Source organism: Paenibacillus woosongensis, assembly GCF_030122845.1.
GTDB lineage: Bacteria > Bacillota > Bacilli > Paenibacillales > Paenibacillaceae > Fontibacillus > Fontibacillus woosongensis_A.
The window spans coordinates 3595908-3621445 of sequence record NZ_CP126084.1 but is presented as its reverse complement, the minus strand read 5'-3'; the positions used below and the strand labels follow the sequence as shown (position 1 = coordinate 3621445).

The window sequence follows — 25538 nt, the reverse complement described above, 5'->3', positions numbered from 1 at the left end:
TCGTGCTAAAACAGCTCTACGGTTTGCCTGCAACGATGCCTTGAAGAAGCATAAATGGCATCAAGCAAGCCCATGGAATAGGCGGTTTCCTGCAGCGGGACGTAGCTGCCATCGCCGTAGGCAAGCTTTCGATAGAATTGGTCGATCAGCCTGGCATGGCCTTGCCCCCAATAGGATTTGCCGACGGCTGGCTGTTGATTCGTGCTGAATACATCGCTTTCGAGCCATTGAACATTCCCGCCGCTGACCAGCATAAGCTGATGATCCATGTAGCGCAGCAAGCCTTTCTCCATATGCATTTCAATAAAAAAGGGGCTGTTCTCGGAATGCCCGTTCGTAGCATAGAACATTCCGGCCTTGCCGTCCTTGTAATATAAAGTAGCTTCGGCGGTATCCTCGACCTCAATAATGTCCTGCAATATTCGCGTGTCGATATTTCCTTGAACCGCCTCAATCTCGCCTCCGAGATAGTACAGTAAATCCAGCATATGCACAGCTTGATTGATCAAGAGGCCGCCGCCTTCGGTGGCCCATTTCCCGCGCCAGGAGCCGGACCGGTAGTAGTCCGCTGTTCGCCTCCAGGTCAGGAACCCTTTAATGCCGAGCATTCGTCCAAGCGCTCCCTCCGCAATCAGTTCCTTCGCTTTCTCGATGGACGGGTTCAATCGATTTTGCAGAATCGCGCAGCAGGCCACACCGGAAGCTTTCACAGCATCCGCTACCTTGCGTGCTTCAGCGACGTTCATGGCCACGGGTTTTTCCAGCACGATATGCTTTCCGGCCTCGGCCGCCTGAATGGCCATTTCTGCATGCAAATGATGCGGGGTGCATATATGCAGGCTGTGAACCGCCGGGTCGGACAAGACCTGCTTAAAATCAGTGTATACCCGGCAATCCTCCTTGCCAGATAGCGTCTCGGCGCGCTCCTTCACAATATCGCATGCGCCGAACAGCTCGGAGGCCTGCGATTGCCTGACCGCTGCAGCATGAATCGGGCCGATTGCGCCGCAGCCGACAATGACGGCATTCAACCGGTTCATCTCAGGAGAACCCGAACTTTTGCAAATTGTTATAGCTGATTTTCAAGCTTTCGAACGCGTCCGTCGGCCCGTCATCCCGTTCGATCAAATACCACTTGACTCCAGCATCCTCGCACGCTTGTAGAATTTCCGGCCAATTCAGGTTGCCTTCCATAATCTCTGTCATGATCTGCTGCGAATCGATGATCGTCAGATCCTTCAGGTGGATGGCCTCGATTCGGTTCTTCAGCCTGCGGATCCAGGCGCTAGGATCGCCGCCGCCCACCTGTACCCAGTAAGAGTCCAGCGTAAATAGGAAGTTTTCCGGATTTGTCTGTTCAATGAGCACATCCATGCCGAGTTTTCCGTTATAGCTTTGAAATTCCCAATGATGGTTATGGTAGCTGAACTTCAGCCCGTTTTGCGCCAATTCATCGGCGATCGCCGAGAATTTCTTGGCGAAGGCGATGTAGCCCTCGGCGCTATGATACTCGGCAGGCAATCCGCCCAGCCCCGCCAGCCCGCAGCCCAGCGTATGATGATCATGGATCACGCCATCCAGATCGTTGATGAATCGGTCATAAGGGATGTGCGTGACCACAACTTTCAAACCATGGCCGCGGGCGATCGCCGCCAGCTCATCGACAGGGATATGCCAAATCGCGGATAACTGAATCGTCGTATAGCCCATTTTTTTAATTTTTTGCAGCGTCTCATCAAGCTCATTTGGCGTTCCGGCAAAATTCCGAACTGTATATAATTGCGCACCTAGAATTTTCGTCATTTACGCAACCTCCTTTTATTCATTGGCGTCAAGGCTAGTGTGTTCCCGACACGTCGACGACCTTTTGGATGACGTTCTTTCTCACCGTGGAGCTCTTGATCTTCTCCTGCAGCAGCTCATAGAAATGCTCGTGATCAAAGCGGTCAAGCTCTGCCCAGTCATCCGTCCAGGTTGAATAATGGATCGCATTGGAAATGAGCAGGCCGTGAATGCCATCCTCCCCCGGTGCCAGCAGCTTTTCCCCCTGCAGAACCGCCTTTGCGAAGTTTTTAAAAATGCCGATGTGCTGTTCACCGCCGTTCGCCGAGACGGGTATTTCACAGCGCCAGCATTCCGGCTTTCGGAACGGGTCCAAGTTCATCCGATTGTGCTCCCGTTCCGAAATGCGGTTCCGGTCAAACGTGATGCGATTGTTCTCGACGACGATTTTACCCATATCCCCGGAAATCTCCAGCCGGTTTGTGCCTGGTGCCTCGCCCGTTGACGTGATATAGACGCCCGTTGCTCCGTTTGGATATTCCAAATAAGCGGTCACATCGTCCTCCACCTCGATGTCGTAATATTTGCCGAAGCTGCAGAAGGAGCGGATTCTGCGGGGCATGCCGAGCATCCACTGGAGCAAATCCAGGTTATGCGGGTTCTGGTTGATTAGCGTGCCGCCGCCCTCGCCTTCCCAGGTGGAGCGCCAGGAGCCGGAATCATGATAGGCCTGCGGACGGTACCAGTCCGTAATGATCCAGACGACTCGCTTAAGCTCGCCCAATTCGCCGCTTTGCACAAGTTCCCTCACTTTCTGGTACACGGGATTCGTCCGCTGATTGTACATGATGCCGAAAACTTTGTCCGACTGTTTCGCGGCCGCGTTCATCTCCAGCACCTGCTTCGTGTATACGCCGGCTGGCTTCTCGATAAGCACATGCAGGCCGCAGGCGAAGGCCTCCATCGCAAGCGAAGGATGATCATAATGAGGGACGGCGACTAAAACGGCATCGATCAGACCGCTATCGTACATTTCTGTTGCATGTTCGAAGACGGCCACTCCCGGCAGATTATCCTGCGCCCATGCCCTGCGCTCCGGGTTAATATCGCATACTGCGCCAAGCGTCATGCCGGGTACCTTGTGCTCCTGATGAATCCGCAAGCTGTGGGACATGCCCATATTGCCGATGCCGATGATGCCGAGGCGTACATTTTCCATGAGAATATCCTCCTTTAAATATTGTTTAGAATCGATATTAAGGATGAATGAGCTAATCTGAAGGTGTGAAGCCCGCCAGCTTCTAGCGTATCGGTCAGCGGAGCTTGTTCCAGCTCGGCCAAGCCTTGAAAACTGCCCAAATGCGGCTCCAGCGACAGGAAGCCTTCATATCCGCTGGCCTTCAAGCTTCTCAGCACATCCTCGACCCGCCCGTTTCCCATGCCTGCGGGAACATTGCTGCCATCGTAGAGTGCATCCTTGATGTGCACATACCGGATATAAGGCTCCAGCAGTTCGAAGGCTGCCGGGTATACCTCACAGCCGCATTGCACAAAGTTGGCTGGATCGAAGGCGCTGGCGAAATGCGGCGACCGGCAGGCCTCCATCAGATCAAGGCAGCGCTCGGGAGTGTCGCCGTAGATATCTTTTTCATTCTCGTGGAGGATCGTTAATCCGCTACCCTCAGCGGCCTTCAGAATAGCGCCGACCCGCTCGGTGACTTCGTTCCGGTACAGGGCAGGATCGCTGCCCTCCGGCATATAGAAGCTGAAAATGCGCACAAATGGACTATTCAATGTGTTAGCGGTTTCAAAAACTCTTTTGGCCATATCCAGATGAGCCCCAAAGTCGTCCGAAATGCTGATTTTGCCGATGGGCGAACCGATGGAGGAAACCTTGATCCCGTAATGAGCAAGTCTATGTTTGACTTCTGCGATTTCTTCGCGTGACAGGATGGAGATGTTCTTTCCGTTCACGCCTCTTACTTCGATAAAATCGATGCCGAGTGCCTGTAATCCCTTCAATTGCGTCTCAAAATCCGCATCGATTTCATCAGCAAAGCCTGAAATCATAAATTTGGCCATTCTGATCTCACCTCTTCTTGGAGATTTCCATTTCAATTTATCATTAATATTTTCTAAGTTCTTCCCGATAATTGTTTGAAACTATGCCAATCTTGCTATATGTTTAGGGTGAGGTGATTTCGATGACAGCAGATCAGCAACGAAAATTTCATTATGCGGCTGCGGACAGCTCATTTTTTTATCACCATGCCAGAGACGAGCAGCCCAATCCGCTGGATTATAAACTCCATTATGAGAAGGGCTACGAAATATTTATGTTTATCAACGGTGCAGGCAGCTTTACGATTGAGGGCAGCAAATACGACTTGGAGCCCTACTCGATCCTGATGATGAATTCGAATGAGCTTCATGTCGTTAATATTGCTGAAAACCTGCCGTATGAGCGGATCGTTTTAAGTATGGATGCCAATTTTCTGCCTCCCTTTATGGCTGGCGGTATCGATTTCTTCCGTACGATCAAATTCCGCAAGCTGGGGGAGGATAATCAGTTAAGCGCAGAGATTGTTAGAGCAAGCGGGCTGCTTGAATTGTTCGGTAAGCTGCGGCAGGCATTGGAGCAGAGGAGCACCGAGCATGAGATGGTCGCGAAATGCATCATTGTGCAGATTTTATCAGCAATCAATGATCTGGCTAAAGCGGATTTGCCGAGCAGCAGCAAGCGGGGGGATGACAAGGTCAGGGCCGTATTGGAATATATTAATGCGAATTTGGAGGAGCAGCTTACGCTGGATGCGCTGTCGGAGAGATTTTTCGTCACGAAATATCATTTATGCCGTATTTTCAAGGAAACGACCGGATTTACGATTAATCAATATATTACCTATAAAAGAATCCATTTGGCCGATCAACTGATGATGCAGGGCTTTACGCCCACCCAGGCCTGCTTCATGTCTGGATTTAACGGCTATTCGAGCTTCTTCAAGGCCTACCGCAAGCTGACCGGAGGGACGCCGAGAAGCGGAAAGCCGCAATGATATGCACGGTCAAACTAAAGAAACTGCACATTGCTCTTAAAAAACTGCATTCCGGCTGTGAAGCATGATGTTAAAGTGGATTTAACGGCAATCTTCTATATCATGGAAAATGTACGGCAAGCTGCCGCAGGAGTACAAGCAATCCGCAAAAGTCGAATAGGAGAACTGCATATGCGTTTATGGGGCCGCAAGTTTACTAGCATTTTCGTTAAATTTTCAGCGTCCTTTATTCTAGTCGGGCTTATTCCGCTGTTTGCCCTGAGCTTGTTTTCGGTGAATACATTCACCGGATATGTAGAGCGCTATACGATCGGCAATTTGCAGCAGATGGTTTTGTATATGAGCTACAATCATTTAACCAATACAACGAGGTATCCAAGCTGATGTACACCGGAAGGAATGAGGGGTATGTCGAGAGTTCGAGTCAAAACCAGACTTACAATGTCAACGAACATTCCGGTTGATTCATTTTTGAAGACGGTGTTGTATAGCGATACTTAGAGGCTGGTCGGATGGCATCGATATGATGGCCAGCTCGGATGTTGAGATCGACGATGTGTTCCTTCGTACCTCGGATGACTGTATTGCCATATACGGAACCCGCTGGGATTATCGTGGAGGCACAAGCCGCGTAAAGGTCCGCAATTCGGTATTATGGGCCGATGTGGCGCACCCGATAATGATTGGCACGCATGGCGATTACGAAAAGGAGGGGGATACGATCGAAGATATCGTGTTCGAGAATTTGGATATTCTTGAACATCATGAGCCCCAAGAAAACGATTGGGGAGCAATGGCAATCAATGCGGGCGATAAGAATACTGTCCGCAACGTTCGATATTCGGGTGGTGCATAATCCCGATTATAATCCTGAGCCGGGCACACGCATTGAGAATATTACATTTCGCAATGTCAGCTATACAGGGGATAACGCCATGCCGAACCGGATTTACGGATTCGATCAGGACAGAGCTGTCGATGGGGTGACATTTATTCGGTTACAAATAAACGGGCAGACGATACTTCAGGCCGAAGAGGGGCATTTTCATATCAATGAGCATGCCCGCAGCATTAAGTTTTTGGCTGAATAATGCAGATGGAAAAAAGAGACATAAAGACGTTTATCCAAGTCTTTATGTCTCTTATTTAGTAAAGCCTGTTGGAACTGAAATGAATTATCTGGCCAACCAGCCTCCGTCTACGCAGAGAACATGGCCGTTCAAATAGTCGGATGCCGAGGAGGCGAGGAATACCGCCGGGCCTTTAAGGTCTTCCGGCGTTCCCCAGCGCCCGGCAGGAATCCGGTCCGTAATTGAAGCGTAGCGGTTCTCATCCGCGCGAATTTGCGCGGTATTATCCGTAACCATATAACCCGGAGCGATGCCATTAACCTGCACGCCGCCGCTAGCCCATTCGTTGGCAAAGGCTTTGGTCAGGCCGGCAACGGCATGCTTGCTGGCCGTATACCCTGGAACGTTGATGCCGCCTTGATAGGAGAGCATCGAACAGATGTTGATGATTTTGCCTCTGCCTCTCTCCAGCATATGGCGCCCTGCAAGCTGCGACAACAGAAATACTGTATTGAGGTTCAGGTCAAGGACATCGGACCAATCCTTCGCGCTATGGTCTTTAGCCGGTGTGCGGCGTATAATACCGGCGTTGTTTACCAGGATATCAATCTGGCCTGTCAGCTTGAGCGCCTCGTTAAAGGTTGCCTCCAATTTGCTGTGATCGCTTAAATCGACTTGAACGACGGTCGCTTTTCTTCCAAGGCCTTTAATTTGATTCACGGTCTCTTCGCTGCGGCCAAGGGATACACAGACGACATCCGCTCCAGCTTCGGCAAGCCCGATGGCGATGCCCTGTCCCAATCCGCCGGTAGTACCTGTTACCAGAGCGGTTTTGCCTGTTAAATCGAACAATTTCATGGGTTGGACTCTCCTTCATAAATGATTAGAAGTTCTTATTGTTTCCGCACTCAATCGTTACTCCCGCGCTGCTGTACTGGCGGGCAACCTCGGCCGGGAGTCCGCTGTCGGTAATGATGCAGGTCAGCTCATTGAGGGAGGCGAACGTCCGCAGCGCGGTTTGCCCGAATTTATGATGGTTAATGACGGCGATGACTTCACGGGCGGTTTCGATTAAAGCCCGTTTGAAGCCGATCAGGTCTCCGGTGTAAATCGATAACCCATGCTCCGGGTGAATGCCTGTCGCCGAAATAAAAGCTTTTTGAATGTTCAACTGCTGAATATACGAAGTCGCTTCCGGCCCGGCCAGCATGTTGCGAACCCGGTAGCCGCCGGGGACGACGAGACGTATATTGTCCTTCGCGGCCAGTTCGCTGATGATATAGACATCGTTCGTAATGACGGTTAACGGCTCGTTGCTAAGACGGCGGGCAATCTCCAGTGTCGTGCTCCCCCCGTCCAGCGCAATGATGTCGTTAGGTTCGATGTGCTGCAACGCTCTAAGGGCAATATCGGCCTTCTCATCCGCATGTTTCGCGAGCGGTTCCTTGGAAGGGAGGATGCCGAATTGATCGCTTTGCGCCAGAATGGCGCCGCCATGAACGCGAACGATCAAACCCTGCTCCTCGAGCCGGGTCAAATCCTCGCGAATCGTCTTGCCAGTTACCCCCAGCTTGTCGCTTAACTCCGCAACCGTCACCTCTTTGTTCGTCAGCAGAACTTCCATGATTCTCTCATGCCGTCTAATCGGACTCATACCATCTCAACTCTTCCGTAAATATTTATCTCTCTATCTTAAATCCTTCATGGCTACGGCGTCCATATCGCTGTAGATTTTGTTGTCGCCGGCCATGCCCCAGATGAATGTATAATTGCTCGTTCCTACGCCGCTATGGATCGACCAGCTGGGGGAGATGACCGCCTGTTCGTTCCGCATGACGATATGGCGTGTTTCTGTAGGCTCTCCCATCAGATGGATGACGACCGCATCCTCAGGAAGGTCGAAGTACATATAAGCTTCCATCCGGCGCGGGTGAACGTGCGCTGGCATCGTATTCCACATATTTCCTGTTTTGAGCTGTGTCATACCCATAACCAGCTGGGAGCTCTGAATGCCGTCTGCGTGGATGAAGCGGTGGATCGTCCGGTCGTTGGAGTTCTGAATCGAACCAAGCTCGCTGGAGTCAGCCTCGCCCAGCGTTGTCTTCGCAATCGGATACTCTTTGTGGGCAGGCGCCGAATTCAGATAGAATTTAGCTGGCTTAGCTGCGTCTTTGCTCCGGAAAATAACCTCTTTCGAGCCCATTCCGACATAAAGGCAGTCTTTCGTATTCAGCTCATATTCGGTGCCGTCGACGATGATCGTTCCAGGTCCGCCTACGTTGATCGCTCCAAGCTCGCGGCGCTCCAGGAAGAACGATACGCCAAGCTCCTTCAGATCGGTGTCCAGCTTGACGTCTTCTTTTACGGGAGCAGCCCCGCCGATAATCAGGCGATCCTCATGAGTGAGGACGAGCTCCAGCTTGTCGGGTGTAAACAGGGTCGGGATATGGAATTCCTGACGAAGCCGGTCCGTGTCAAACTTCTTCACTTCATTGGGGTGAGATGCGTAACGTCTTTCCATGAAAAAAAGCCTCCTCTTTCGTTCGTTTATGTTTAAAACGTTCATATAGGTTCATATTAGTCTGTTTACGTTTACTTTGCAAGCGTTTTTATGAGTATCTTCGGGCGCAAATAAAGTGACAGAGCAGATTTGAATTGAATATCAAAAATATAGGGTAAAAAACATAAAATTATTTGGGTTGGAAAAAAATGCTCTCTGCATTATGGTGATATGAGTTATTCTAGACCTAGAGCGTTTCATATCGGCGGAGAGGGAGTGGGCTTTTGAGTTTAATTGAAGTGAAAGGTCTGCAGAAAGTATTCCGGCAGGCGATGAAAGACCCCGGTCTTGCCGGGGCGGTAAAGCATCTATTGTACCCGCGCTATAAAGATAAGTATGCAGTAGAAGGCATTGATCTCACGATCGAGGAAGGAGAGACGGTTGCTTATGTCGGGCCCAATGGGGCAGGCAAGTCGACGACAATAAAAATGCTCAGCGGCGTACTTGTTCCAACGGGGGGAGAAGTTCGGGTCAACGGCTTGATCCCCTATAAACAAAGAATGGAGAATGCGGGAAACATCGGGGCGGTATTCGGGCAGCGCACACAACTGTGGTGGGATATTCCGGTTCGGGAATCCCTTGCACTGCTAAAGGATATTTATCAGGTTCCTGCAGATATATTCAAACGGAATTTGGATGCGTTTACAGAGCTTCTTGAAATGGATGCCTTCCTCCATTTATCCGCCCGCAAGCTCTCGCTGGGCCAACGAATGCGGGCCGACTTGGCTGCCGCTCTGCTGCATAACCCCGCAATCGTTTATTTGGATGAGCCTACGATCGGCCTCGACATTGCAGTCAAGCAAAGAATTCGCGGCTTTATTAAAGAAATGAACCGGACGAAAGGAACGACGATGCTGCTCACAACGCATGACTTAGGGGATATTGAGGATTTATGCGAGCGATTGGTCATCATCGACCATGGGCGGATCATTTACGACGGGGCGATGCAGAAAGTTAAAGACATGTTCGCCAGGGATAGAACTATACATATGGCGCTGAGTTCGCCGATTGCCGAGCCAGACATCCTGTTTGCGGACATGCCCGGGGTTTCTATAGAAGCAGGCGCAGGACAGCCGAGGGATGCGCTTGCGCTTTCGATTCGTTTTGACCGGTTCCAATGTACGGCTAGTGAAATTGTAAAACGTGTGATGAACCAGGGGGAGGTTATCGATTTCCGGATCGACGAGCCCAGCCTCGAGTACATTATCCGCAGTGTATATGAGGGGAAAATGGATGCTTCTGCATTATCCGGAACAGCAAGGGGGACAGCTTGAATGGGCTTCAAAAAATATTACACCCTTGCGCTATGCTCGATGCAGAACACGCTGGCATATAGACTCTCATTCATACTGAATTTCGTTGCCAATTTCATCGGGCTCGTCGCGATGTATTGTCTTTGGCAGGCAGTTTATGACGGGCGGTCTGAGTTATCCGGATTCACCTGGCCGATGATGCAAGCCTACCTGCTGATTACCTTCTTCGTTAACTCGATGCTGTCGTATTATTCGGAGTCGGGAATTACGAATAAGATTCTGGACGGGAGCGTCATGATGGATTTGCTGCGGCCGCTGCATTTTCAGAAGGCACGGCTTGCGGAGTCGCTGGGCGCATGCGTGCTGGAAGGCATATTAAGCCTTGTGCTGGTCAGCTTCATGGCTATTTTTACAGTAGGGGCTTCTTTACTGCACGGCGGCTTGGCCAGCGTGCTGTTCCTGATCAGCTTACTGTCATCGATCCTAGTGAAATTCGGCGTCGTCTATGTTACAGCGCTGCTGTGCTTCTGGACGACGAGCGGGTTTGGAATCATCTGGATGAGAATGGCGATCACCAATCTGCTGTCAGGGGCCTTGGTGCCGCTGGCTTTTTTCCCTTCCTGGCTGCAGACAGTAGCGATGCTGCTTCCGTTTCAAGGCATCGTAAATACACCGGTAACGATTGGTCTCGGCATGGCGGGGACTGCAGAGTCGCTGCAGCTTATTGCGATCCAATGGGTGTGGGTCGTGCTTCTATGGCTGCTTGGCAGATGGATGTGGTCGTGGGCCGTACGGCAAATTACGATTCATGGGGGCTAGATATAGAATGAACAGGTCACCGCGAAGAATTTTATTTTTATACTGGAGATTATTCAGTCAGCAGTTAAAGGCCATGATGGAGTATTCCGCAGACTTCTATGTCATGATCGGCGCCGCCGCCATGACTCAAATTACCGGGTTCCTGTTCCTGTGGGTTGTTTTCTCACGGATTCCGGACATTCAGGGCTGGCAATTTTGGGAGGTGGCCTTCATGTATGCGGCGGTTTATGTTTCTGAAGGCATGGGCTCCTTATTCTTTGAAGGAACCTGGCGTATGCTGCGACTGGTCAATATGGGCGAGCTAGATCGTTATTTGGTGCGGCCGATGCCGGTCGTGCTGCAAATTTTCTGTACAGGAATCGGCATCAACGGGTTGGGCAATATTGTAATTGGCGGAACGATTATGGGGATGGCCTTGTCGCAAATCGAGATTGCCTGGAGCCCGGCTACGGCCGGCATGGCCGTCGTCCTGCTTGGGGCAGCGATGATCATCCGAGTAGCGATCAACCTGGCTGCCAATTGCTCGGCGTTCTGGATTCGCAATAGCGGCAATGCGTTCCCGATCATGATTCATAATCTGAGTGAATTTGCGAAATATCCGATGACGATTTTCTCGTTGGGATTACAGCTCTTTATTTCCATCGTTGTTCCTTTCGCGTTCGTCAGCTTTGTTCCGGCTGCTGCCCTGTTCGGCAAAGCGACCTGGAGCTACCTTGGCTGGTTCAGCCCGCTTGTGGCCCTGTACTGCTGGGGCCTTGCCCTGCTCCTGCTGCGGATCGGCTTGCGGCGGTATGAGAGCGCTGGAAATTAACGAGCCGTTCCCATTGACGATGGGGATGCAGTTTTATATAATGGTTGGTAATTAAAAATGGATATACAGGAACTTTGAAGAGGAATAATAGTTTGAATTCTGCCACCCAGAGAGCCGGTGCATGGTGCAAGCCGGTTGGAGAATGCAAATGAACTCGCCTCGGAGTTATGATGCAATGGGATTCTGCGCCTCGTATGGCAGGTGCTTGCCATCCCGGAAACATCATCGTCTTGCCCGCGTTAAGGGTGCAAAGGGAGCGGATGGCAAAGCATGCCGGAAGCTAACTAGGGTGGTACCACGGGAATACTCCTCTCGTCCCTAGCGATGATACGCTATGGGTCGGGAGGTTTTTCTTTTGATGGCCTGTCTGCTATTAGAAAATACGTCAATCGGCGTTTTTATTCACTGAAGGGAGTTTAAGATCATGAGCAATAACAATCAATCTCACGATGTATACCGTGCCCAGGCGATTGAGCCGAAGTGGCAGGCATACTGGGATGAGCATCAAACATTCAAAACTACGGAGGAGCCGGGCAAACCGAAATTTTATGCGCTGGATATGTTCCCCTATCCATCGGGGGCAGGCCTTCACGTAGGCCATCCGGAGGGATATACGGCGACGGATATCGTCTCGCGGTACAAGCGGATGCGCGGCTATAACGTGCTTCACCCGATGGGCTGGGACGCATTCGGCCTGCCTGCGGAGCAGCATGCCCTGGATACGGGCGAGCATCCCCGTGATATTACGGTTAAGAACATCAATAATTTCCGGCGCCAGATCAAGTCGCTGGGCTTCTCCTATGATTGGGACCGGGAGATCAGCACGACGGATCCGGAATATTATAAATGGACACAATGGATCTTCATCCAGCTCTATAAGAAAGGCCTTGCCTACGTGGCCGAGGTGCCTGTCAACTGGTGTCCGGCACTTGGAACCGTCCTGGCGAACGAAGAGGTTATCGACGGCAAGAGCGAACGCGGGGGTCACCCTGTTATCCGCAAGCCGATGCGCCAATGGGTATTGAAGATTACCGAATATGCCGAGCGTCTGCTGGAGGATCTGGAGGAGCTCGACTGGTCGGAGAGCATCAAGGATATGCAGCGCAACTGGATCGGCAAGTCCGAAGGGGCTGAGGTCGTATTCCAGATCGAGGGAAGCGATGAGACACTGAGGGTGTTCACGACACGTCCAGACACTTTGTTTGGAGCGAGCTATGCCGTGCTTGCGCCAGAGCATGAGCTGGTGGAGAAAATTACGACAGAAGCCCAGCGCGCCGCAGTGTCAGACTACCGGGAGCAGGCTGCCCGCAAGAGCGATCTGGAGCGTACGGATTTGGCGAAAGAAAAAACCGGCGTCTTTACCGGAGCCTATGCGATCAATCCGGTGAACGGCGAGAAACTGCCGGTATGGATCGCGGATTACGTGCTGGCCGGTTATGGAACAGGCGCGATTATGGCCGTTCCTGGACACGACGAGCGCGACTATGAATTCGCAAAGCAGTTCGGTCTGCCGATTATCGAGGTTGTGGAGGGCGGAAATATCGCGGAAGGAGCCTATGCAGGGGATGGCGCGCACGTCAATTCCGATTTCCTGAACGGTCTGCGCAACGAAGAAGCGATTAAGAAGATGATCGCTTGGCTGGAGGAGAACGGCAAAGGCCGCGGAAAAGTAAGCTACCGCCTGCGCGATTGGCTGTTCAGCCGCCAGCGCTATTGGGGGGAGCCGATTCCGATCCTGCATCTCGAGGACGGCACGATGAAGCCGGTGCCGGAAGATCAACTGCCGGTGCTTCTGCCGGAGGTTGATCATATCGAGCCTTCCGGTACGGGAGAGTCGCCGCTCGCTAACGTGACGGAGTGGGTAAATACAACAGATCCAGAGACGGGCCTTCCAGCGCGCCGCGAGACAAATACGATGCCGCAATGGGCAGGAAGCTGCTGGTATTATTTGCGGTACATTGATCCGCACAATGATAAGGAGCTGTGCTCCAAGGAGAAGCAGGAAGAGTGGCTGCCGGTTGACCTGTACATCGGCGGAGCCGAGCACGCGGTGCTTCATTTGCTCTACGCCCGTTTCTGGCACAAGGTTCTATATGACCTAGGCGTTGTGTCTACGAAGGAGCCGTTCCACAAGCTGGTCAACCAAGGAATGATTCTCGGTACGAACAACGAGAAGATGAGTAAGTCCCGCGGCAACGTCATCAACCCGGACGTGATCGTGAACGAATACGGTGCCGATACGCTGCGCGTCTATGAGATGTTCATGGGTCCGCTGGAGGCGACCAAGCCATGGAATACAAGCGGAGTAGAAGGAACGCATCGGTTCCTGTCCCGGATCTGGCGCCTGTTCGTCGCCGAGGATGGCAGCCTGAACGCGAAAATCAACGATGGCGAAGGCGCGGAAGATTTCAAACGCACTTGGCATAAGACGATCAAGAAAGTGACTGAAGATTTCGAGGCACTGCGCTTCAATACGGCGATCAGCCAGCTGATGATCTTCGTAAATGAGGCCTATAAAACCGACGTTATTCCGAAAGCCGCTGCGGCGAATTTCGTGCAAATGCTGTCCCCGCTGGCTCCGCATTTGGCGGAAGAGCTGTGGGAGCGCCTTGGCCATAACGAGAGCGTCACTTATGAGCCATGGCCGGTATATGACGAGGCTTGGACGGTCGATTCCGAGGTGGAAATCGTCGTGCAGGTGAACGGCAAAATCGTGGACCGCACCAAAGTAGCCAAGGATCTTGATCAGGCAGCGATGCAGGAACACAGTATGGCTTTGCCGAACGTGAAACAGGCTATTGAAGGAAAGGCTGTTCGCAAAGTTATCGCGGTTCCGGGCAAGCTCGTCAATATCGTGGTCGGCTAGAGCATTTCAGGTCTGTCTGACTCTAAATCGTCATGGTCAGGGCTGACAGAACTGTTTGCGGCAGGTTTGACAGCGTCGAAAAGAGCGGCCAGCTTGGCCAGATCGGCCTCGTGCTTCCGCTGCGTCGCCTCAATCAGACTTAGGAATACGCCCTGAAGGCGCTCCTCCAATATAGCCAGTCCCTCGGCAGTCACGCCGCCGGGAACGGCAACGCGGCGCTGCAGTTGCTCTGGGGTCAGGCCGCCTTCCGTTAAGAGCCGGCCTGTACCGAGCAGCATTTCCGCGCTGAGGATTAGCGCTTCCGGCATGCTGATACCGGTCATTTGCGCTGCCGCTTTGGCCCACTGCTGTACAATGAAGCTCACGAAGGCAGGGCCGCAGCTTGATATGTCGGAGGCGATTCTCGTCTCCGACTCTTTGATTGGGGTCGGCCTGCTAATCGAGGACATGAGCTGCTCCAGCAGCAGGCGGTCCTCCGGCTGAACCCGCTCCCCATAAATGCAGAGCGAGGCGCCGCTATGTACGGAATGAGTGATGCTGGGGATGATTTTGGCGATTTTGGCAGGGACCTGCTCTTCCAGCACGGAGATCAGCACAGGGCTTGTAATGGAGATGAGCAGTTGCGTCTTGAGGAGTACACTGCGAATTTCCGCGATAACCTCCGGGAAGTGATGGGGCTTTACGCAAATAAATACGATATCGCTTCCTTGGGCAGCCTCGGCATTGCTGGCCGCGACGTTAAGGCCGGGATGCCGCAAAGCCAGCATTTCCGCTTTGGTCTTGCTGCGGTTGCTGACATGCAGGTTATGCGGGTACAGTGCACCGGAACGCAGGAAAGCCTCAATGAGCAGGCTTCCCATCGATCCCGTTCCGATGAAAGCGACTTTCATCCTGTTTCCCCCTTTCGTGCTTAAGCACAAAAATATTCGTCGTTTAAATATATATGCATCTTGATGGGATCTTCATGACATTTTGGACAGATTCTTTTTGAGATTGGAGCGATGAAATTGAAACGGGAGTACGTAATGACAGCGGTCGTATCGGCTGTGCTCGGGGCCGGTCTGATGCTGTTTGCCGTTGGCGGGAGCCGTCCTGCCGGCATTGAAGGCTGGGTACCGGTAAACCGCGAGGTTGCTGCCGCGATGGCCGGCGATAGCGGGCAGGGGGGAGCTTCGGCGGCTGCGGCACAAGCAGAGGGAGCCCCGGCTCAGGCCGCGGCAGGCCAGGGCAACCTGGCTGCGGGCAGCAGTGTTGCCGTACCGGATTCGGCGGGTAGCCCGAATCCTGGCCCGGATGGAGCCGGGCAGGCGGGCGTGCTGGAGCAAAGCGCCGCCCCTGCCGTGCCGCTGGCATCTGACAGCAGCGCAGCCGCAGTACCGCTGCAGCCGTCTGCCGAGCCTTCGCCGCAGGACGGGCTGGTGAGCATAAACACGGCGAACAGTTCGCAGCTTCAAACCATTCCGGGCATTGGCGAGAAGAAGGCGCAGGCGATCATAGACTACCGGAATCAACACGGCTCTTTTAATTCCTTGAGTGATTTGAAGAAGGTGAAGGGCATCGGGGAGAAAGTGTTCCAGAAATTGAAGCCTTATATCAAACTGTAAGAGGAGAATTAAAGCATGAGTCCAGATACACGCAAAGATTGGGATACGTATTTTATGGATATCGCATATATGGTATCCACGAGATCGCGCTGCAACCGGCGGCATGTGGGCGCCGTGCTTGTCCAGGGGAAGAAGCTGCTCGGAACGGCCTATAACGGCGCCCCGTCGGGCGTGCCTGACTGCTCGGAAGCGGGCTGCATGATTGCCGAGGAATACGAAATGGTGACGGTGGACGGCGAAGAGCAAATGGTCAAGAAGCAGCGCTGCGTCCGCACGATCCATGCGGAGCAGAACCTGCTGCTGTTCACGGACCGGATCGACCGGGAGGGCTCCAGCGTCTATGTGACCGACGAGCCGTGCTGGACGTGCGCCAATATGCTGGCGAACAGCGGGATCACGGAAATTATTTATCACCGTCCTTATCCGAAGGACACGGGCAAGGTTTCGGCGATGATGGCCCAGAAGGGGATTACCTTCCGGCGCCTGGAATCGTATCAGCCTCCGAAGGAAACGGATGGACGGGTTGAGGATTAGGCCATAGAAACATAAGAGCATAAGAGCATTAGAGATGAAGGAAGAACCTCGTCTGCTGCGGCAGATTGGGGTTCTTTTTTTTGCATTGGGGAACCTGCAAGGTTCGGATTAAGTCATTTTTTAGAGAGGAGTTCGGGTGATGCGCCACAGGCCTTTAGTAATGGCGGTATGCAGCTGGATCGTCGGCAGCGCTCTGGCCTATTTGCACGATGGCTCAGCTTTTTGGCTGTTTTGGGCGGGGATATGGCTTGTCCTTCCCTTGCTGGGCTGGATTTCCGGCTGCCCGTGGAAAAAGCTGCTTATTTACGGACTGATGTTCTCGCTTGGGGCTGCTTATTGGTCGTACCATGACGGGAAAAATGAAAGCAGGCTCTCTGCATGGATCGCTGCAGGCGGTGGAGGTTCCGTGACGGTCTCCGAATCAGGACAGACACAGGTGCTGGTTCAGGGAACGCTTCTTACTCCGGTGGAAGTGGATGGAGATCGCGCGGATTTTACGCTTCGCCTGGATTCGGTATCCTTTACGGGTCAGCAATCAGCTGTGAGATCTGAGGACGCGGGCGGTGAGAACCTGATCGTGCAGCTGCGGCTGGCATCTATAGAGGAAGCTGCGGCCGCAAGCGGGTGGCGAAGAGGCCAGCGGCTTGAGCTGGAAGGCACATTGGAGAGGCCGAACGAGGCCCGTAATTTTGGCGGCTTCGACTATCGCGAGTATTTGCGGACGCAAAGGGTCCATTGGCTTCTCAAAGCGACTGGCATTTCCTCCGTGAAGGTAGAGGCGGACGCCAAGATCAGCCCGTCTATGCTGCTCGGGAAGGTTGACGCTGCCCGAGGGGTGCTTGGCGAACGCATCGAGCGACTGTTCCCGGACTGGCAGGCGGGTTATATGAAAGGACTATTGATCGGCCTGGCCAGCGAGCTGGAGCCCGAGAAGTACGCGCAGTTCTCCCAGCTTGGACTGACGCACATTCTGGCTATATCCGGCAGTCATGTCGCGATTAATGTAAGCTTGATTTTCGGAGTGCTGCGCCTGTGCCGGGTGACCAGAGAAAGTGCCTACCGGATCGTGTTCTTATTCATCCCCGTGTATGTGCTGATTACGGGATTTTCCCCCTCCGTGATCCGCTCGGGATTAATGACGATGATCGGGATCTATTTATTACGGCGCGGCTTCCTGAAGGACGGACTGAATGTCCTGTCCGCGGCCGCTCTATTGATGCTGCTATGGGAACCTTACTACATGCTGAATGTGAGCTTTCAGCTCTCTTTTATCGTGACGGCGGGGTTGATCGTATTCGTTCCCTTGCTCATGCCCTATCTGCGGTGGCTGCCCGCCAAGGCTGCCGGAGCCGCCGCGATAACGGTCGCTGCGCAACTCGTCTCCTTTCCGCTGACTATTTATTATTTCAACCAATTTTCGCTTCTATCTTTGGCAGCTAATATGCTGCTTGTCCCGATCATCGGGATGATCGCTCTGCCCGGCGGCACGGCGGCCCTGCTGCTAAGCGCATTATGGCTGCCTCTTGGGGAATGGATCGCTTATCCGGTCAGGCTCCTGAACACGGCAACGTTCATCGTGACGGAATGGCTGAATGCTCGCAGCGGATTCATGACTTACTGGAAATCTCCTTCGTTAACGTGGATGGCCATATTCTATGCCGTTTGTTATTTGCTGCTGTACTTTAGGCACCGCAGCCGCATTGTCCGTCAGGCTGACTTGGAAGGAAGCGATGACACGCAGCCGCTCGATCCACTAGCGAAGCAGCGGGCTTGGAAAAGCCGCCGCGGCGGTAAGTGGCTGAACGTGGCCAAGCTCCGCCCTGAACAGCTGCTGCAAGGAGGGCTTGCTGGCTTGTTGCTCGTCCAATTATATTTAGGATATCAGCCTATGAATATGAAGGGCAAAGGACATGTCCAGTTTATCGATGTGGGACAAGGGGATTGCGCTTTGATTACTACGCCGGAAGGCCGGAATATTCTTGTGGACGGGGGAGGCACCGTTTCGTTCCGCAAACCGGAGGAGGCTTGGCGAAATCGTCGCGAGCCCTTTGAAGTAGGGGCCAAGACCGTCGTTCCTTTGTTGAAAAAACGCGGGATCAACCGGCTGGATGCGGTCATTCTAACGCATGGCGATCAGGATCATGCTGGAGGTTTGCAGGCGGTGCTCGAACAGTTTCCGGTGGATGCGCTGCTGATCAATGGATCGCTTAGCGATTCAAGCACGATCGCCAAGCTGATGGATACGGCGCTTCATAAGGGAATACCGATTTATGCCGCCAGGCAAGGAATGGGCCTAAAGCTTGATGCAGCGACCGAGCTGCGGATCTTGTCACCCGAACCGGATGCATCGCCTCAGGGGCAGATTCTCTACAGTAAGAAGCAGAATCATGAATCGATCGTCTTTATACTGCAGATGACTGGCGCGACGTTTCTGTTTACGGGAGACATGGACGAAGCGGCGGAGTATCGGGTTCTGGAGGAGCTTGCCGGGGAGAGCCAAACTAGCATTCTAGCAAACCGTATACCTTCTACATTTATAGACGTAATGAAAATCGCCCACCACGGCAGTAAAACATCGACATCCGCGGAATGGCTCGAATACTGGCGTCCTGCAGCGACTGTCATATCGGCCGGGGCTTCGAACAGCTACGGTCACCCGCATCCGTCCGTCTTAGAACGGATCGCCTCTTCGAGCAGCCGGATTTACCGCACGGATCAACACGGCGAGGTGCAAATGGAAGTGGAAAATGGCCGTATTCGCGTGCGGTACAAGTTGGTTTCCCCGTGGTGACGGGCTTCGCTTTTTCTGGTATTCTTAGGTGAGATTCAGGCTTTTATAGGATAACGTAAGACTTTACTACTAAAAATTTCTAACAAAAATAGTAACAACATTGCAACATATCGCCTGTCGATATCGTCTGTAAGGTTGCAAGGAAGGGGGAGCCTTTGTGGTGGAGCAGGAACTCATCAGAGCCGCTCAAACGGGCGATCGCGACGCTCTAATCACCCTATTGCGAGAAATAGAAAATCAAGTATACCGCACAGCCTATTATATTTTAAATGATGAACAGGATGCGCATGACGCAGCCCAGGAAGCGCTGATCCGGATTTATACGAAAATCGATACTTATGAGGAAAAGGCCCAATTCAAAACCTGGGTGCAGCGGATTGTGACAAATATCTGCATCGACAAGTTTCGCAGAAAAAAACCAACGGTATCGATCGAAGAGCACGAGATCGTGTTCGAAGGCAAGGATAATGTCGAGCGTGAAGTGATGTCCGGTTATATTGCGCAGGATATCCGCGAAGCGATCGATCAGCTTCCCGAGCACCATCGTTCCGTTGTGGTGCTGCGGTATTTGCAGGATTTTTCGTATAACGAAATCGCTGATAGCTTGAATTTGCCGCTGAATACGGTGAAATCGTATTTATTCAGGGCAAGGCAGCAGCTTCAGCATTTACTCCAAGATTATCAGAAAGGTGGTGTATCAGGATGAAGTGTGCGGAGGTGGTGGAATGGATGCACCGGTATATCGACCATGATTTAAATGACGAGGAAACCTCTTTGCTATTCGAGCATATTCGTGAATGCAGTGATTGTGCCGAGGAATTTGAGCTTCTGAACGAGTTGTCGGCGAAACTTAGCGAGCTTCCGGATGTAACCCCGCGCTTTAGCCTTGTTGACCGGATCATGCCGCAGTTGGACGAGATTGACCGGGCCCGCCTTGAAGAGGGGAGCGCGGTGGAGGACGATGGCATTCTCGGATCGGTAGCCGCGTCGGTGGCGGCCAGCCCGAGCAGCCTGCGCAGCAGAAGCGATAGCAAGGCGGCGCAGCGCAGCCGCAGATTCCGGACGGGAATTTTCGGCACGGTTGCAGCGGCGGTCATATTGGGTATTTTCATCACGCAATATGAGCCGCGAACGATTCCCAACGCGGATGTATCGACGGCTAACCATAGCGCGGAATCCTTGAATCAACCGTTTTCAGCCGATCCGTTTGCGGCGCAGAGCTCGGAGGAAGCCGAGAACCAAGCATCCCCAGAAGCGGCCGAGAATCCAGATGCAGCTCAAAAAGCAAGCCCGGACAGTGCGGGAGACGCGGACTCCCTTACCCGTGACGGTCAGCCTTCTTCGCCAGGAGCAGAAGCTCCAGAGAAGAGAGCCGATTTGAAGAACGATGGGGGAAATAAGGATGCTTCCTCCGGAGCCAACACAGATGCAAATATGGGATTCGGCGGGGATGCCGGTCGTCCGACGGCTGATTATTCGGGCGGCCCTGACAGTCGCTCTGTACAGCATAACGGAGCAGCCGAGGGGGATCCGGACGAAGGAGCGCCGGCTGCAGGCAGTCCTGCGAATCATGGGGATGTGGCAGATCAGCGGATGGAAATGGCTCCAATGGCACCTGACATGCAGGGGTCTTCGCCAGATCGGCAAGCTCCGGCTACTTCATACGGCATTGCTGCTATACCGGAAGAATGGGGTTCTCCCGATGGAGCGTACCAGGCTGTCCTGATGGGGAATCATCTGTCCATTTACCAGGTTAATGCTGAGGAGTACGTCCTCGTGAAGGAAGAACAGGTTAGCGGCACATGGCTTAAAGGCGAATGGTCCGGCGACGGCACGAGGTTTACCTATGAGACGGATGTGGACGGCAGCGTTGTAAAGCATACCGTACAGGTTAAAGCGGCGGATGCGGAAAATTCTTCCCAAAATAAATAAGAGCAGCACGATTTGAAGAGATATGGAATAGGTTATAAATATAAGAGACATAAAAAGAATCAGCCCTGAACGTCGTATGACCGCCGGCGGGAAAGTTTCTAGAGCTTTTCAGCCCGCGTTTATATAGATGCTTCGGGACAAAGGGACCTGTTCGCCTGACGGTGGAGGTCCCTTTGTTTGTCTATGCCGGCGGAAACGCCCCTGTAAGTCCGGGGTTCGGCAAATGCGTTTGGACGAAACCTGGATTTCACAGTATCATAGTATTACGAATGCATAAATGGCAGGAGCGAATATAGAAATATTGCCTGCCAGGGACTATTGGTGAGATGAGAGGGGAAGCCGAGTGGATATCAAAACGGCGATCAAGGATATAAAACAGGGGCGAGTCTCCCCTTTATATGTATGTTATGGGACGGAAAAATACCAAATCAACGAATTCATCGCTTTGCTTGAGAAGCATGTCGTCGATGAGGAGCAGCGCGATTTTGCTATGGCTGCCTTTGATTTGAGCGAAACGCCGATTGAAGCGGTCATCGAAGAAGCGGAGACTTTGCCGTTTCTGGTACCACGGAAGCTGATCGTGGTCAAGGACGCTTCTGTATTCACGGCGGGTAAGGACGGGGGCAAGGTGGAGCACAGGCTGGATTCTTTAACAGCATACATGGCGAATCCAGCCGAGCACAGCGTGCTTGTCTTCGTCGTTCAAGGCGAGAAGCTCGATGAGCGCAAGAAGATCGTCAAGGCGATCAAGGCGGCGGGTACGGTGCTCTCGTTTATGCCAATGGGCAGCGGAGAACTGGCGGCATGGGCGGTCAAGCAGGCGGAGAAGCGAGGCTGCGCCATGAGCCGGGAGACGGCTGATGCGCTAATCGCAGCCAGTGGCGTGCAAATGGCTGCATTGGCCGTAGAACTGGACAAGCTGTGTCTGTATGCGGGGAACGGCGGCGTTATCGATGAGTCCGCCATAGCGCAGCTGGTAGCGCGTACGACGGAGCAAAACGTATTCGCCATGGTGGAATGCATTGCGGGTCTCAAGCTCGAGCAGGCGCTGGACATCTTTTATGAGCTGCTGAAGCAGCGTGAGGAACCGATCAAAATCGCGGCGCTCATTGCCCGTCAATTTCGGATTATGCTGCAGGTAAAAGAACTCGGGCGGCAGAGCTATTCCCAGCAGCAAATGGCTTCGCAGCTGGGGCTCCATCCTTATGCGGTGAAAATCGCCGGCGAGCAGGCCCGGAGGTTTGAGACGGCCAAGCTGCGCCAGGTATTGTCCGAGCTAGCGCAGCTGGATCACCAAATGAAGAGCGGGGGGATCGACAAGGTGCTCGGGATCGAGCTGTTTTTGCTGCGTCTGGGTGCATAATGGAGCAAATGTTGGGAACCATCTTATCTTATAAAGCAGTACCAAAAAGACCTGAACAGTGATGTTCAGGTCTTTTTGAGCTTAAGTTTATAAATAACGGCGCTTACGCTTGGGACGTAAGGGCGTTCAATTTTTTAGCCAAGCGGGATTTCTTGCGGGCAGCAGCGTTCTTGTGGATCAAGCCTTTAGTAACGGCTTTGTCCAATTTCTTAGCAGCTGCAGCGAAAGCTGTTTTAGCTACTTCTACTTCATTGTTGGCCAGCGCAGTGTCGGCAGCTTTAACAGCAGTACGCAAAGCGGACTTTTGCGAAGCGTTCAAAGCACGGCGTTTGTCGTTAGTTTTTACGCGTTTGATAGCGGATTTAATGTTTGGCATTGCATTCACCTCCTGTAAAGCAAATATCATCCCAGATGATTCACAACTTAAAATATTTTATCACGCAGTAAGGCAAAATGCAATAAATTCATTGTAAAGAAAAGACCTGCATAATGTCTATATCCTCCCGCACAATATAAGATGATAACGTAAAAGGGAGGTCTTCCTCAGATGAATCTGGATTTACGGAAATATTCGGTTCGTACGGATTTGGCAGTAGAGTCTAAAGAGCTTGCGGAGTCGGTTCACGGCGGGCCGGTGACCGGGATTCATGAAGAAGTTGAAGAGCAAAACGGGATTAAAATCACTCGTCTGGACGTGAAGGACGAGCGGGCTTCACGCCAAATCGGCCGGCTGGTCGGCCATTACGTTACCCTGGAGGTTCCCGGTCTGCGCAGTCATGACAGCGAGCTGCAGGAAAGGGTGTCCGCCGCTTTTGCCAAGGAATTCATCGTCTTTTTGAGTAAAATCGGTATCGGCCCCGGTGCTACGATCCTCATTGTGGGGCTGGGCAACTGGAACGTTACGCCCGACGCGCTCGGACCACTGGTTGTGGAGAATGTCATCGTGACCCGGCATTATTTCGAGCTGACGCCAGACCAGGTGGCCCCAGGGTACCGCGAGGTCAGTGCGATCGCTCCGGGCGTGCTGGGCATCACGGGAATTGAATCCAGCGAAGTCGTACAAGGGATCGTCGACCGTACGAAACCCGACGTGATCATCGCCATTGATGCGCTGGCTTCCCGTTCCCTGGAGCGGGTCAACACGACGATTCAAATCGCCGATATCGGCATTCATCCGGGCTCGGGCATCGGCAATAAACGCAAAGGGCTGACGAAGGAAATTCTCGGCGTTCCCTGCATTGCGATTGGGGTTCCAACCGTATGCTATGCGTCGACGATCGTCAATAACGCGCTCGATATGATGATGTCCCATTTCAACGCAGAGAATGGAAGCGAACAGAGCAACACCAAGCGGATCATGGGGCTGCTGACAGAGCTTAACGAAGGCGAGCGATTGGGATTAGTCAAAGAGGTGCTTGAACCTTTGGGCCATGATCTCATTGTGACGCCAAAGGAAATTGATGAGTTTATCGAGGACATCGCCAACGTTATTGCCACCGGACTGAATATTTCCTTGCATCAGGCCGTTGACAAGGATAATGTCGCTGCACATACTCATTAAAAGCTGATACGCCGTAAAGGGAGATGCTTCATTTGGAAGACGGATCGAAATCCGCCCGTTCATGGGCGGATGGCCGGTTCCTTTCAAATGGGGTTTCCTTTAGTGTCCGGTTCTAATCGATCCTATGAAGTTCGCAATCTAGCGGACTTTATTTTTTTGTGAGAGTAAGGGTTCTACTTGCCGGGATAGGTTCATAGATTTGGAGTATAGAAAGTGGTTTCGGCTAAAGGAGGGCTTCACAAAATGAGATGGTTTAGAACTTGGAATGTCGGCCTAATGCGACACAATCTGATGCGCATGCTTGCTATGGGACAGACATTTCTGCTGCTGTCGGTGTTATCGGTCATTTTCTTCCTGCTGCTTGGCGTAGGGGGAATTGCGGAAAAACAGCTGAATACTTCTCCGGTCTCATCCATGAAAGGACTGGCTTCTTCGTTATCAAGCCGGTTTTTTATCAGTATGGTGGGCATGGAATTGCCTCATATGGTGCCAGAAAAAGAAATGAGCTCATTTTCGGGTAAACAGATGACAAACTTCGTAGTCCAGCTGCTGACGGATGTGAATCCGTCCGATCCCAAGAGCCTGGTAGCCCGCGAAGTCCCAGGCCTCGGCGCAGATAGTCCGATACTGCTGCGCACAGGGTCGGGGAATAAGACGGTGCAGGCACCGGAGGATTATCGGCCAGGGGTAGGCGCGGACGGGAGCAGCCCGGATCATCCCGAGCCCGATCACGGTCAGGAGCCCGATGCGGAGCCGGTTCAGCCGTCAGCCCCTGAAGCGGACGGTAAGGGGGAGGACGAGCCGCCGATTCAGCCAGGCCATAAAAATATCGTCATGGTCTATCATTCACACCCGCAGGAATCGTTTAACCCGGTTCTTGGCATAGATTCAACCAATCCGAGTTCATCTAAAGAGATGATGAACGTAGGCCTGGTCGGAGACGCACTGGCCAAGGCGCTGGAACGCAAGGGCGTGGCTACGCTCCATGCTTATGAGAACTACGCGGCAACCGTGCAAAATTACAGTTATAACTACTCTTATAAATACTCGAGGCAGACCGTCAAGGAAGCCATGTCCCAAAACGGGCAGCTGCAATATTTTATCGATATCCACCGGGATTCGCAGCGGCATGATAAAACGACAACGACGATCGACGGGGTGTCTTACGCGCAGGTTTATTTCATTATCGGACATGGGAACGAAAATTGGCGGAAAAACGAGGCTTTTGCCAGCTCGATCCACGAGCGTCTTGAGAAGTCCTATCCCGGAATATCCAGGGGGATATGGGGCAAGACTTCTTCCCAAGGGAACGGGGAATACAATCAGTCGCTTTCGCCGCAAAGCGTACTAATCGAAATTGGCGGGATCGACAACACCCGGGAGGAACTGGAGCGAACCGCCGGCGTGCTGGCCGGGATCATCGCGGATATTTATTGGGAAGGCCAGGAAGCGGAGAAGGCCGGCTCGCTGACAAAGGGACAGCCGCCGCAGAAGGACGGGCAGAAGCAGGTCGCGTCGAAACATCCTGCAGGCTGA

At 52.7% G+C, this 25538-nt stretch carries 25 protein-coding genes and 1 other annotated feature; of the genes, 16 read left to right on the top strand and 9 right to left on the bottom strand.

What is annotated here, in order from left to right; translation table 11 throughout:
* Nucleotides 1-5: 5 nt before the first annotated feature.
* Genes QNH46_RS16735 through QNH46_RS16720 form a run of 4 tightly spaced genes read right to left on the bottom strand, consistent with a single transcriptional unit; the run spans nucleotide 6 to nucleotide 3864 of the window.
* On the bottom strand, nucleotides 6-1040 hold the full coding sequence (locus QNH46_RS16735) for a Gfo/Idh/MocA family protein (RefSeq protein WP_283925273.1): 1035 nt from the start codon (nucleotides 1038-1040) through the stop codon (nucleotides 6-8).
* Between the two features lies 1 nt (nucleotide 1041).
* Nucleotides 1042-1803 carry a sugar phosphate isomerase/epimerase family protein gene (locus tag QNH46_RS16730; RefSeq protein WP_283925272.1) on the bottom strand — a complete coding sequence of 254 codons (762 nt, stop codon included), beginning with the start codon at nucleotides 1801-1803 and terminating at the stop codon, nucleotides 1042-1044.
* A 34-nt stretch (nucleotides 1804-1837) separates the two neighbouring features.
* A complete protein-coding gene (locus QNH46_RS16725) occupies nucleotides 1838-3001 on the bottom strand; it encodes a Gfo/Idh/MocA family protein (RefSeq protein WP_283925271.1) in 1164 nt (387 codons plus the stop codon).
* 14 nt (nucleotides 3002-3015) lie between these two features.
* Nucleotides 3016-3864, bottom strand: coding sequence for a sugar phosphate isomerase/epimerase family protein (locus QNH46_RS16720; protein WP_283925270.1), 849 nt, complete (start codon nucleotides 3862-3864; stop codon nucleotides 3016-3018).
* Nucleotides 3865-3986: 122 nt separating this feature from the next.
* On the opposite strand from QNH46_RS16720, the gene QNH46_RS16715 reads away from it, so the two are divergent.
* The 4 genes from QNH46_RS16715 (at nucleotide 3987) to QNH46_RS16700 (ending at nucleotide 5929) form a co-directional block, all read left to right on the top strand.
* Entirely contained in the window at nucleotides 3987-4838 is an 852-nt protein-coding gene (locus QNH46_RS16715) for an AraC family transcriptional regulator (protein ID WP_283925269.1), read from the top strand.
* 171 nt (nucleotides 4839-5009) lie between these two features.
* Nucleotides 5010-5222, top strand: coding sequence for a hypothetical protein (locus QNH46_RS16710; protein WP_283925268.1), 213 nt, complete (start codon nucleotides 5010-5012; stop codon nucleotides 5220-5222).
* 142 nt (nucleotides 5223-5364) lie between these two features.
* Nucleotides 5365-5694: a hypothetical protein gene (locus QNH46_RS16705; RefSeq protein ID WP_283925267.1), complete on the top strand. Its 330-nt coding sequence runs from the start codon at nucleotides 5365-5367 to the stop codon at nucleotides 5692-5694.
* The gene (locus QNH46_RS16700; protein ID WP_283925266.1) at nucleotides 5687-5929 is read left to right on the top strand and encodes a hypothetical protein; all 243 of its coding nucleotides are present in this window, start codon (nucleotides 5687-5689) and stop codon (nucleotides 5927-5929) included. The genes QNH46_RS16705 and QNH46_RS16700 overlap by 8 nt, the downstream gene beginning before the upstream one ends.
* Before the next feature lie 84 nt (nucleotides 5930-6013).
* Here QNH46_RS16700 and kduD read toward each other — a convergent pair whose 3' ends face one another.
* Genes kduD through kduI form a run of 3 tightly spaced genes read right to left on the bottom strand, consistent with a single transcriptional unit; the run spans nucleotide 6014 to nucleotide 8429 of the window.
* Nucleotides 6014-6766, bottom strand: a complete 753-nt coding sequence (kduD, locus tag QNH46_RS16695) for a 2-dehydro-3-deoxy-D-gluconate 5-dehydrogenase KduD (protein WP_283925265.1) — start codon at nucleotides 6764-6766, stop codon at nucleotides 6014-6016.
* 25 nt (nucleotides 6767-6791) lie between these two features.
* The gene (locus QNH46_RS16690) at nucleotides 6792-7562 is read right to left on the bottom strand and encodes a DeoR/GlpR family DNA-binding transcription regulator (RefSeq protein WP_283925264.1); all 771 of its coding nucleotides are present in this window, start codon (nucleotides 7560-7562) and stop codon (nucleotides 6792-6794) included.
* A gap of 33 nt (nucleotides 7563-7595) precedes the next feature.
* Nucleotides 7596-8429 carry a 5-dehydro-4-deoxy-D-glucuronate isomerase gene (gene kduI / locus QNH46_RS16685; protein ID WP_283925263.1) on the bottom strand — a complete coding sequence of 278 codons (834 nt, stop codon included), beginning with the start codon at nucleotides 8427-8429 and terminating at the stop codon, nucleotides 7596-7598.
* Between the two features lie 263 nt (nucleotides 8430-8692).
* Between kduI and QNH46_RS16680 the strand changes: the two genes are divergently transcribed.
* From QNH46_RS16680 to leuS, 4 genes are all read left to right on the top strand, one after another.
* A complete protein-coding gene (locus tag QNH46_RS16680) occupies nucleotides 8693-9742 on the top strand; it encodes an ABC transporter ATP-binding protein (protein ID WP_283925262.1) in 1050 nt (349 codons plus the stop codon).
* A complete protein-coding gene (locus QNH46_RS16675; protein WP_283925261.1) occupies nucleotides 9743-10540 on the top strand; it encodes an ABC transporter permease in 798 nt (265 codons plus the stop codon). It begins immediately after the preceding gene.
* A 73-nt stretch (nucleotides 10541-10613) separates the two neighbouring features.
* Nucleotides 10614-11351 carry an ABC transporter permease gene (locus QNH46_RS16670; RefSeq protein ID WP_283925260.1) on the top strand — a complete coding sequence of 246 codons (738 nt, stop codon included), beginning with the start codon at nucleotides 10614-10616 and terminating at the stop codon, nucleotides 11349-11351.
* A 65-nt stretch (nucleotides 11352-11416) separates the two neighbouring features.
* Nucleotides 11417-11674 (top strand) — a binding site (T-box leader).
* 101 nt (nucleotides 11675-11775) lie between these two features.
* Entirely contained in the window at nucleotides 11776-14217 is a 2442-nt protein-coding gene (gene leuS, locus QNH46_RS16665) for a leucine--tRNA ligase (protein ID WP_283925259.1), read from the top strand.
* On the opposite strand, the gene comER is transcribed toward leuS, so the two are convergent.
* On the bottom strand, nucleotides 14214-15107 hold the full coding sequence (gene comER, locus QNH46_RS16660) for a late competence protein ComER (RefSeq protein ID WP_283925258.1): 894 nt from the start codon (nucleotides 15105-15107) through the stop codon (nucleotides 14214-14216). The genes leuS and comER overlap by 4 nt on opposite strands.
* Nucleotides 15108-15218: 111 nt before the next feature.
* On the opposite strand from comER, the gene QNH46_RS16655 reads away from it, so the two are divergent.
* The 6 genes from QNH46_RS16655 (at nucleotide 15219) to holA (ending at nucleotide 22441) form a co-directional block, all read left to right on the top strand.
* Nucleotides 15219-15821: a ComEA family DNA-binding protein gene (locus QNH46_RS16655; protein WP_283925257.1), complete on the top strand. Its 603-nt coding sequence runs from the start codon at nucleotides 15219-15221 to the stop codon at nucleotides 15819-15821.
* A gap of 15 nt (nucleotides 15822-15836) precedes the next feature.
* On the top strand, nucleotides 15837-16355 hold the full coding sequence (locus QNH46_RS16650; RefSeq protein ID WP_283925256.1) for a deoxycytidylate deaminase: 519 nt from the start codon (nucleotides 15837-15839) through the stop codon (nucleotides 16353-16355).
* Between the two features lie 139 nt (nucleotides 16356-16494).
* A complete protein-coding gene (locus QNH46_RS16645; protein ID WP_283925255.1) occupies nucleotides 16495-19146 on the top strand; it encodes a ComEC/Rec2 family competence protein in 2652 nt (883 codons plus the stop codon).
* 157 nt (nucleotides 19147-19303) lie between these two features.
* Complete coding sequence (locus QNH46_RS16640) at nucleotides 19304-19852, top strand: RNA polymerase sigma factor (RefSeq protein ID WP_213590088.1); 549 nt, start codon at nucleotides 19304-19306, stop codon at nucleotides 19850-19852.
* Complete coding sequence (locus QNH46_RS16635; protein WP_283925254.1) at nucleotides 19849-21078, top strand: anti-sigma factor family protein; 1230 nt, start codon at nucleotides 19849-19851, stop codon at nucleotides 21076-21078. The genes QNH46_RS16640 and QNH46_RS16635 overlap by 4 nt, the downstream gene beginning before the upstream one ends.
* 343 nt (nucleotides 21079-21421) lie before the next feature.
* A complete protein-coding gene (gene holA, locus QNH46_RS16630; protein WP_283925253.1) occupies nucleotides 21422-22441 on the top strand; it encodes a DNA polymerase III subunit delta in 1020 nt (339 codons plus the stop codon).
* Between the two features lie 103 nt (nucleotides 22442-22544).
* Here the strand turns inward: holA and rpsT are convergent, their stop codons facing one another.
* Nucleotides 22545-22817: a 30S ribosomal protein S20 gene (gene rpsT, locus QNH46_RS16625; RefSeq protein ID WP_283925252.1), complete on the bottom strand. Its 273-nt coding sequence runs from the start codon at nucleotides 22815-22817 to the stop codon at nucleotides 22545-22547.
* A gap of 171 nt (nucleotides 22818-22988) precedes the next feature.
* Between rpsT and gpr the strand changes: the two genes are divergently transcribed.
* Together gpr and QNH46_RS16615 are read left to right on the top strand one after the other, a co-directional pair.
* The gene (gene gpr / locus QNH46_RS16620; RefSeq protein ID WP_283925251.1) at nucleotides 22989-24002 is read left to right on the top strand and encodes a GPR endopeptidase; all 1014 of its coding nucleotides are present in this window, start codon (nucleotides 22989-22991) and stop codon (nucleotides 24000-24002) included.
* Between the two features lie 243 nt (nucleotides 24003-24245).
* The gene (locus tag QNH46_RS16615; RefSeq protein WP_283925250.1) at nucleotides 24246-25538 is read left to right on the top strand and encodes a stage II sporulation protein P; all 1293 of its coding nucleotides are present in this window, start codon (nucleotides 24246-24248) and stop codon (nucleotides 25536-25538) included.

Coding starts and splice junctions, on each gene's coding strand:
- QNH46_RS16650 (WP_283925256.1), top strand. CDS start 15,837: ATGAGTCCAGATACACGCAAAGATTGGGATACGTATTTTATGGATATC.
- gpr (WP_283925251.1), top strand. CDS start 22,989: ATGAATCTGGATTTACGGAAATATTCGGTTCGTACGGATTTGGCAGTA.
- QNH46_RS16645 (WP_283925255.1), top strand. CDS start 16,495: ATGCGCCACAGGCCTTTAGTAATGGCGGTATGCAGCTGGATCGTCGGC.
- comER (WP_283925258.1), bottom strand. CDS start 15,107: ATGAAAGTCGCTTTCATCGGAACGGGATCGATGGGAAGCCTGCTCATT.
- QNH46_RS16730 (WP_283925272.1), bottom strand. CDS start 1,803: ATGACGAAAATTCTAGGTGCGCAATTATATACAGTTCGGAATTTTGCC.
- QNH46_RS16735 (WP_283925273.1), bottom strand. CDS start 1,040: ATGAACCGGTTGAATGCCGTCATTGTCGGCTGCGGCGCAATCGGCCCG.
- QNH46_RS16715 (WP_283925269.1), top strand. CDS start 3,987: ATGACAGCAGATCAGCAACGAAAATTTCATTATGCGGCTGCGGACAGC.
- rpsT (WP_283925252.1), bottom strand. CDS start 22,817: ATGCCAAACATTAAATCCGCTATCAAACGCGTAAAAACTAACGACAAA.
- QNH46_RS16720 (WP_283925270.1), bottom strand. CDS start 3,864: ATGGCCAAATTTATGATTTCAGGCTTTGCTGATGAAATCGATGCGGAT.
- leuS (WP_283925259.1), top strand. CDS start 11,776: ATGAGCAATAACAATCAATCTCACGATGTATACCGTGCCCAGGCGATT.
- QNH46_RS16635 (WP_283925254.1), top strand. CDS start 19,849: ATGAAGTGTGCGGAGGTGGTGGAATGGATGCACCGGTATATCGACCAT.
- QNH46_RS16710 (WP_283925268.1), top strand. CDS start 5,010: ATGCGTTTATGGGGCCGCAAGTTTACTAGCATTTTCGTTAAATTTTCA.
- QNH46_RS16670 (WP_283925260.1), top strand. CDS start 10,614: ATGATGGAGTATTCCGCAGACTTCTATGTCATGATCGGCGCCGCCGCC.
- kduI (WP_283925263.1), bottom strand. CDS start 8,429: ATGGAAAGACGTTACGCATCTCACCCCAATGAAGTGAAGAAGTTTGAC.
- QNH46_RS16615 (WP_283925250.1), top strand. CDS start 24,246: ATGAGATGGTTTAGAACTTGGAATGTCGGCCTAATGCGACACAATCTG.
- QNH46_RS16675 (WP_283925261.1), top strand. CDS start 9,743: ATGGGCTTCAAAAAATATTACACCCTTGCGCTATGCTCGATGCAGAAC.
- kduD (WP_283925265.1), bottom strand. CDS start 6,766: ATGAAATTGTTCGATTTAACAGGCAAAACCGCTCTGGTAACAGGTACT.
- QNH46_RS16690 (WP_283925264.1), bottom strand. CDS start 7,562: ATGAGTCCGATTAGACGGCATGAGAGAATCATGGAAGTTCTGCTGACG.
- QNH46_RS16655 (WP_283925257.1), top strand. CDS start 15,219: ATGAAATTGAAACGGGAGTACGTAATGACAGCGGTCGTATCGGCTGTG.
- QNH46_RS16725 (WP_283925271.1), bottom strand. CDS start 3,001: ATGGAAAATGTACGCCTCGGCATCATCGGCATCGGCAATATGGGCATG.
- QNH46_RS16705 (WP_283925267.1), top strand. CDS start 5,365: ATGGCCAGCTCGGATGTTGAGATCGACGATGTGTTCCTTCGTACCTCG.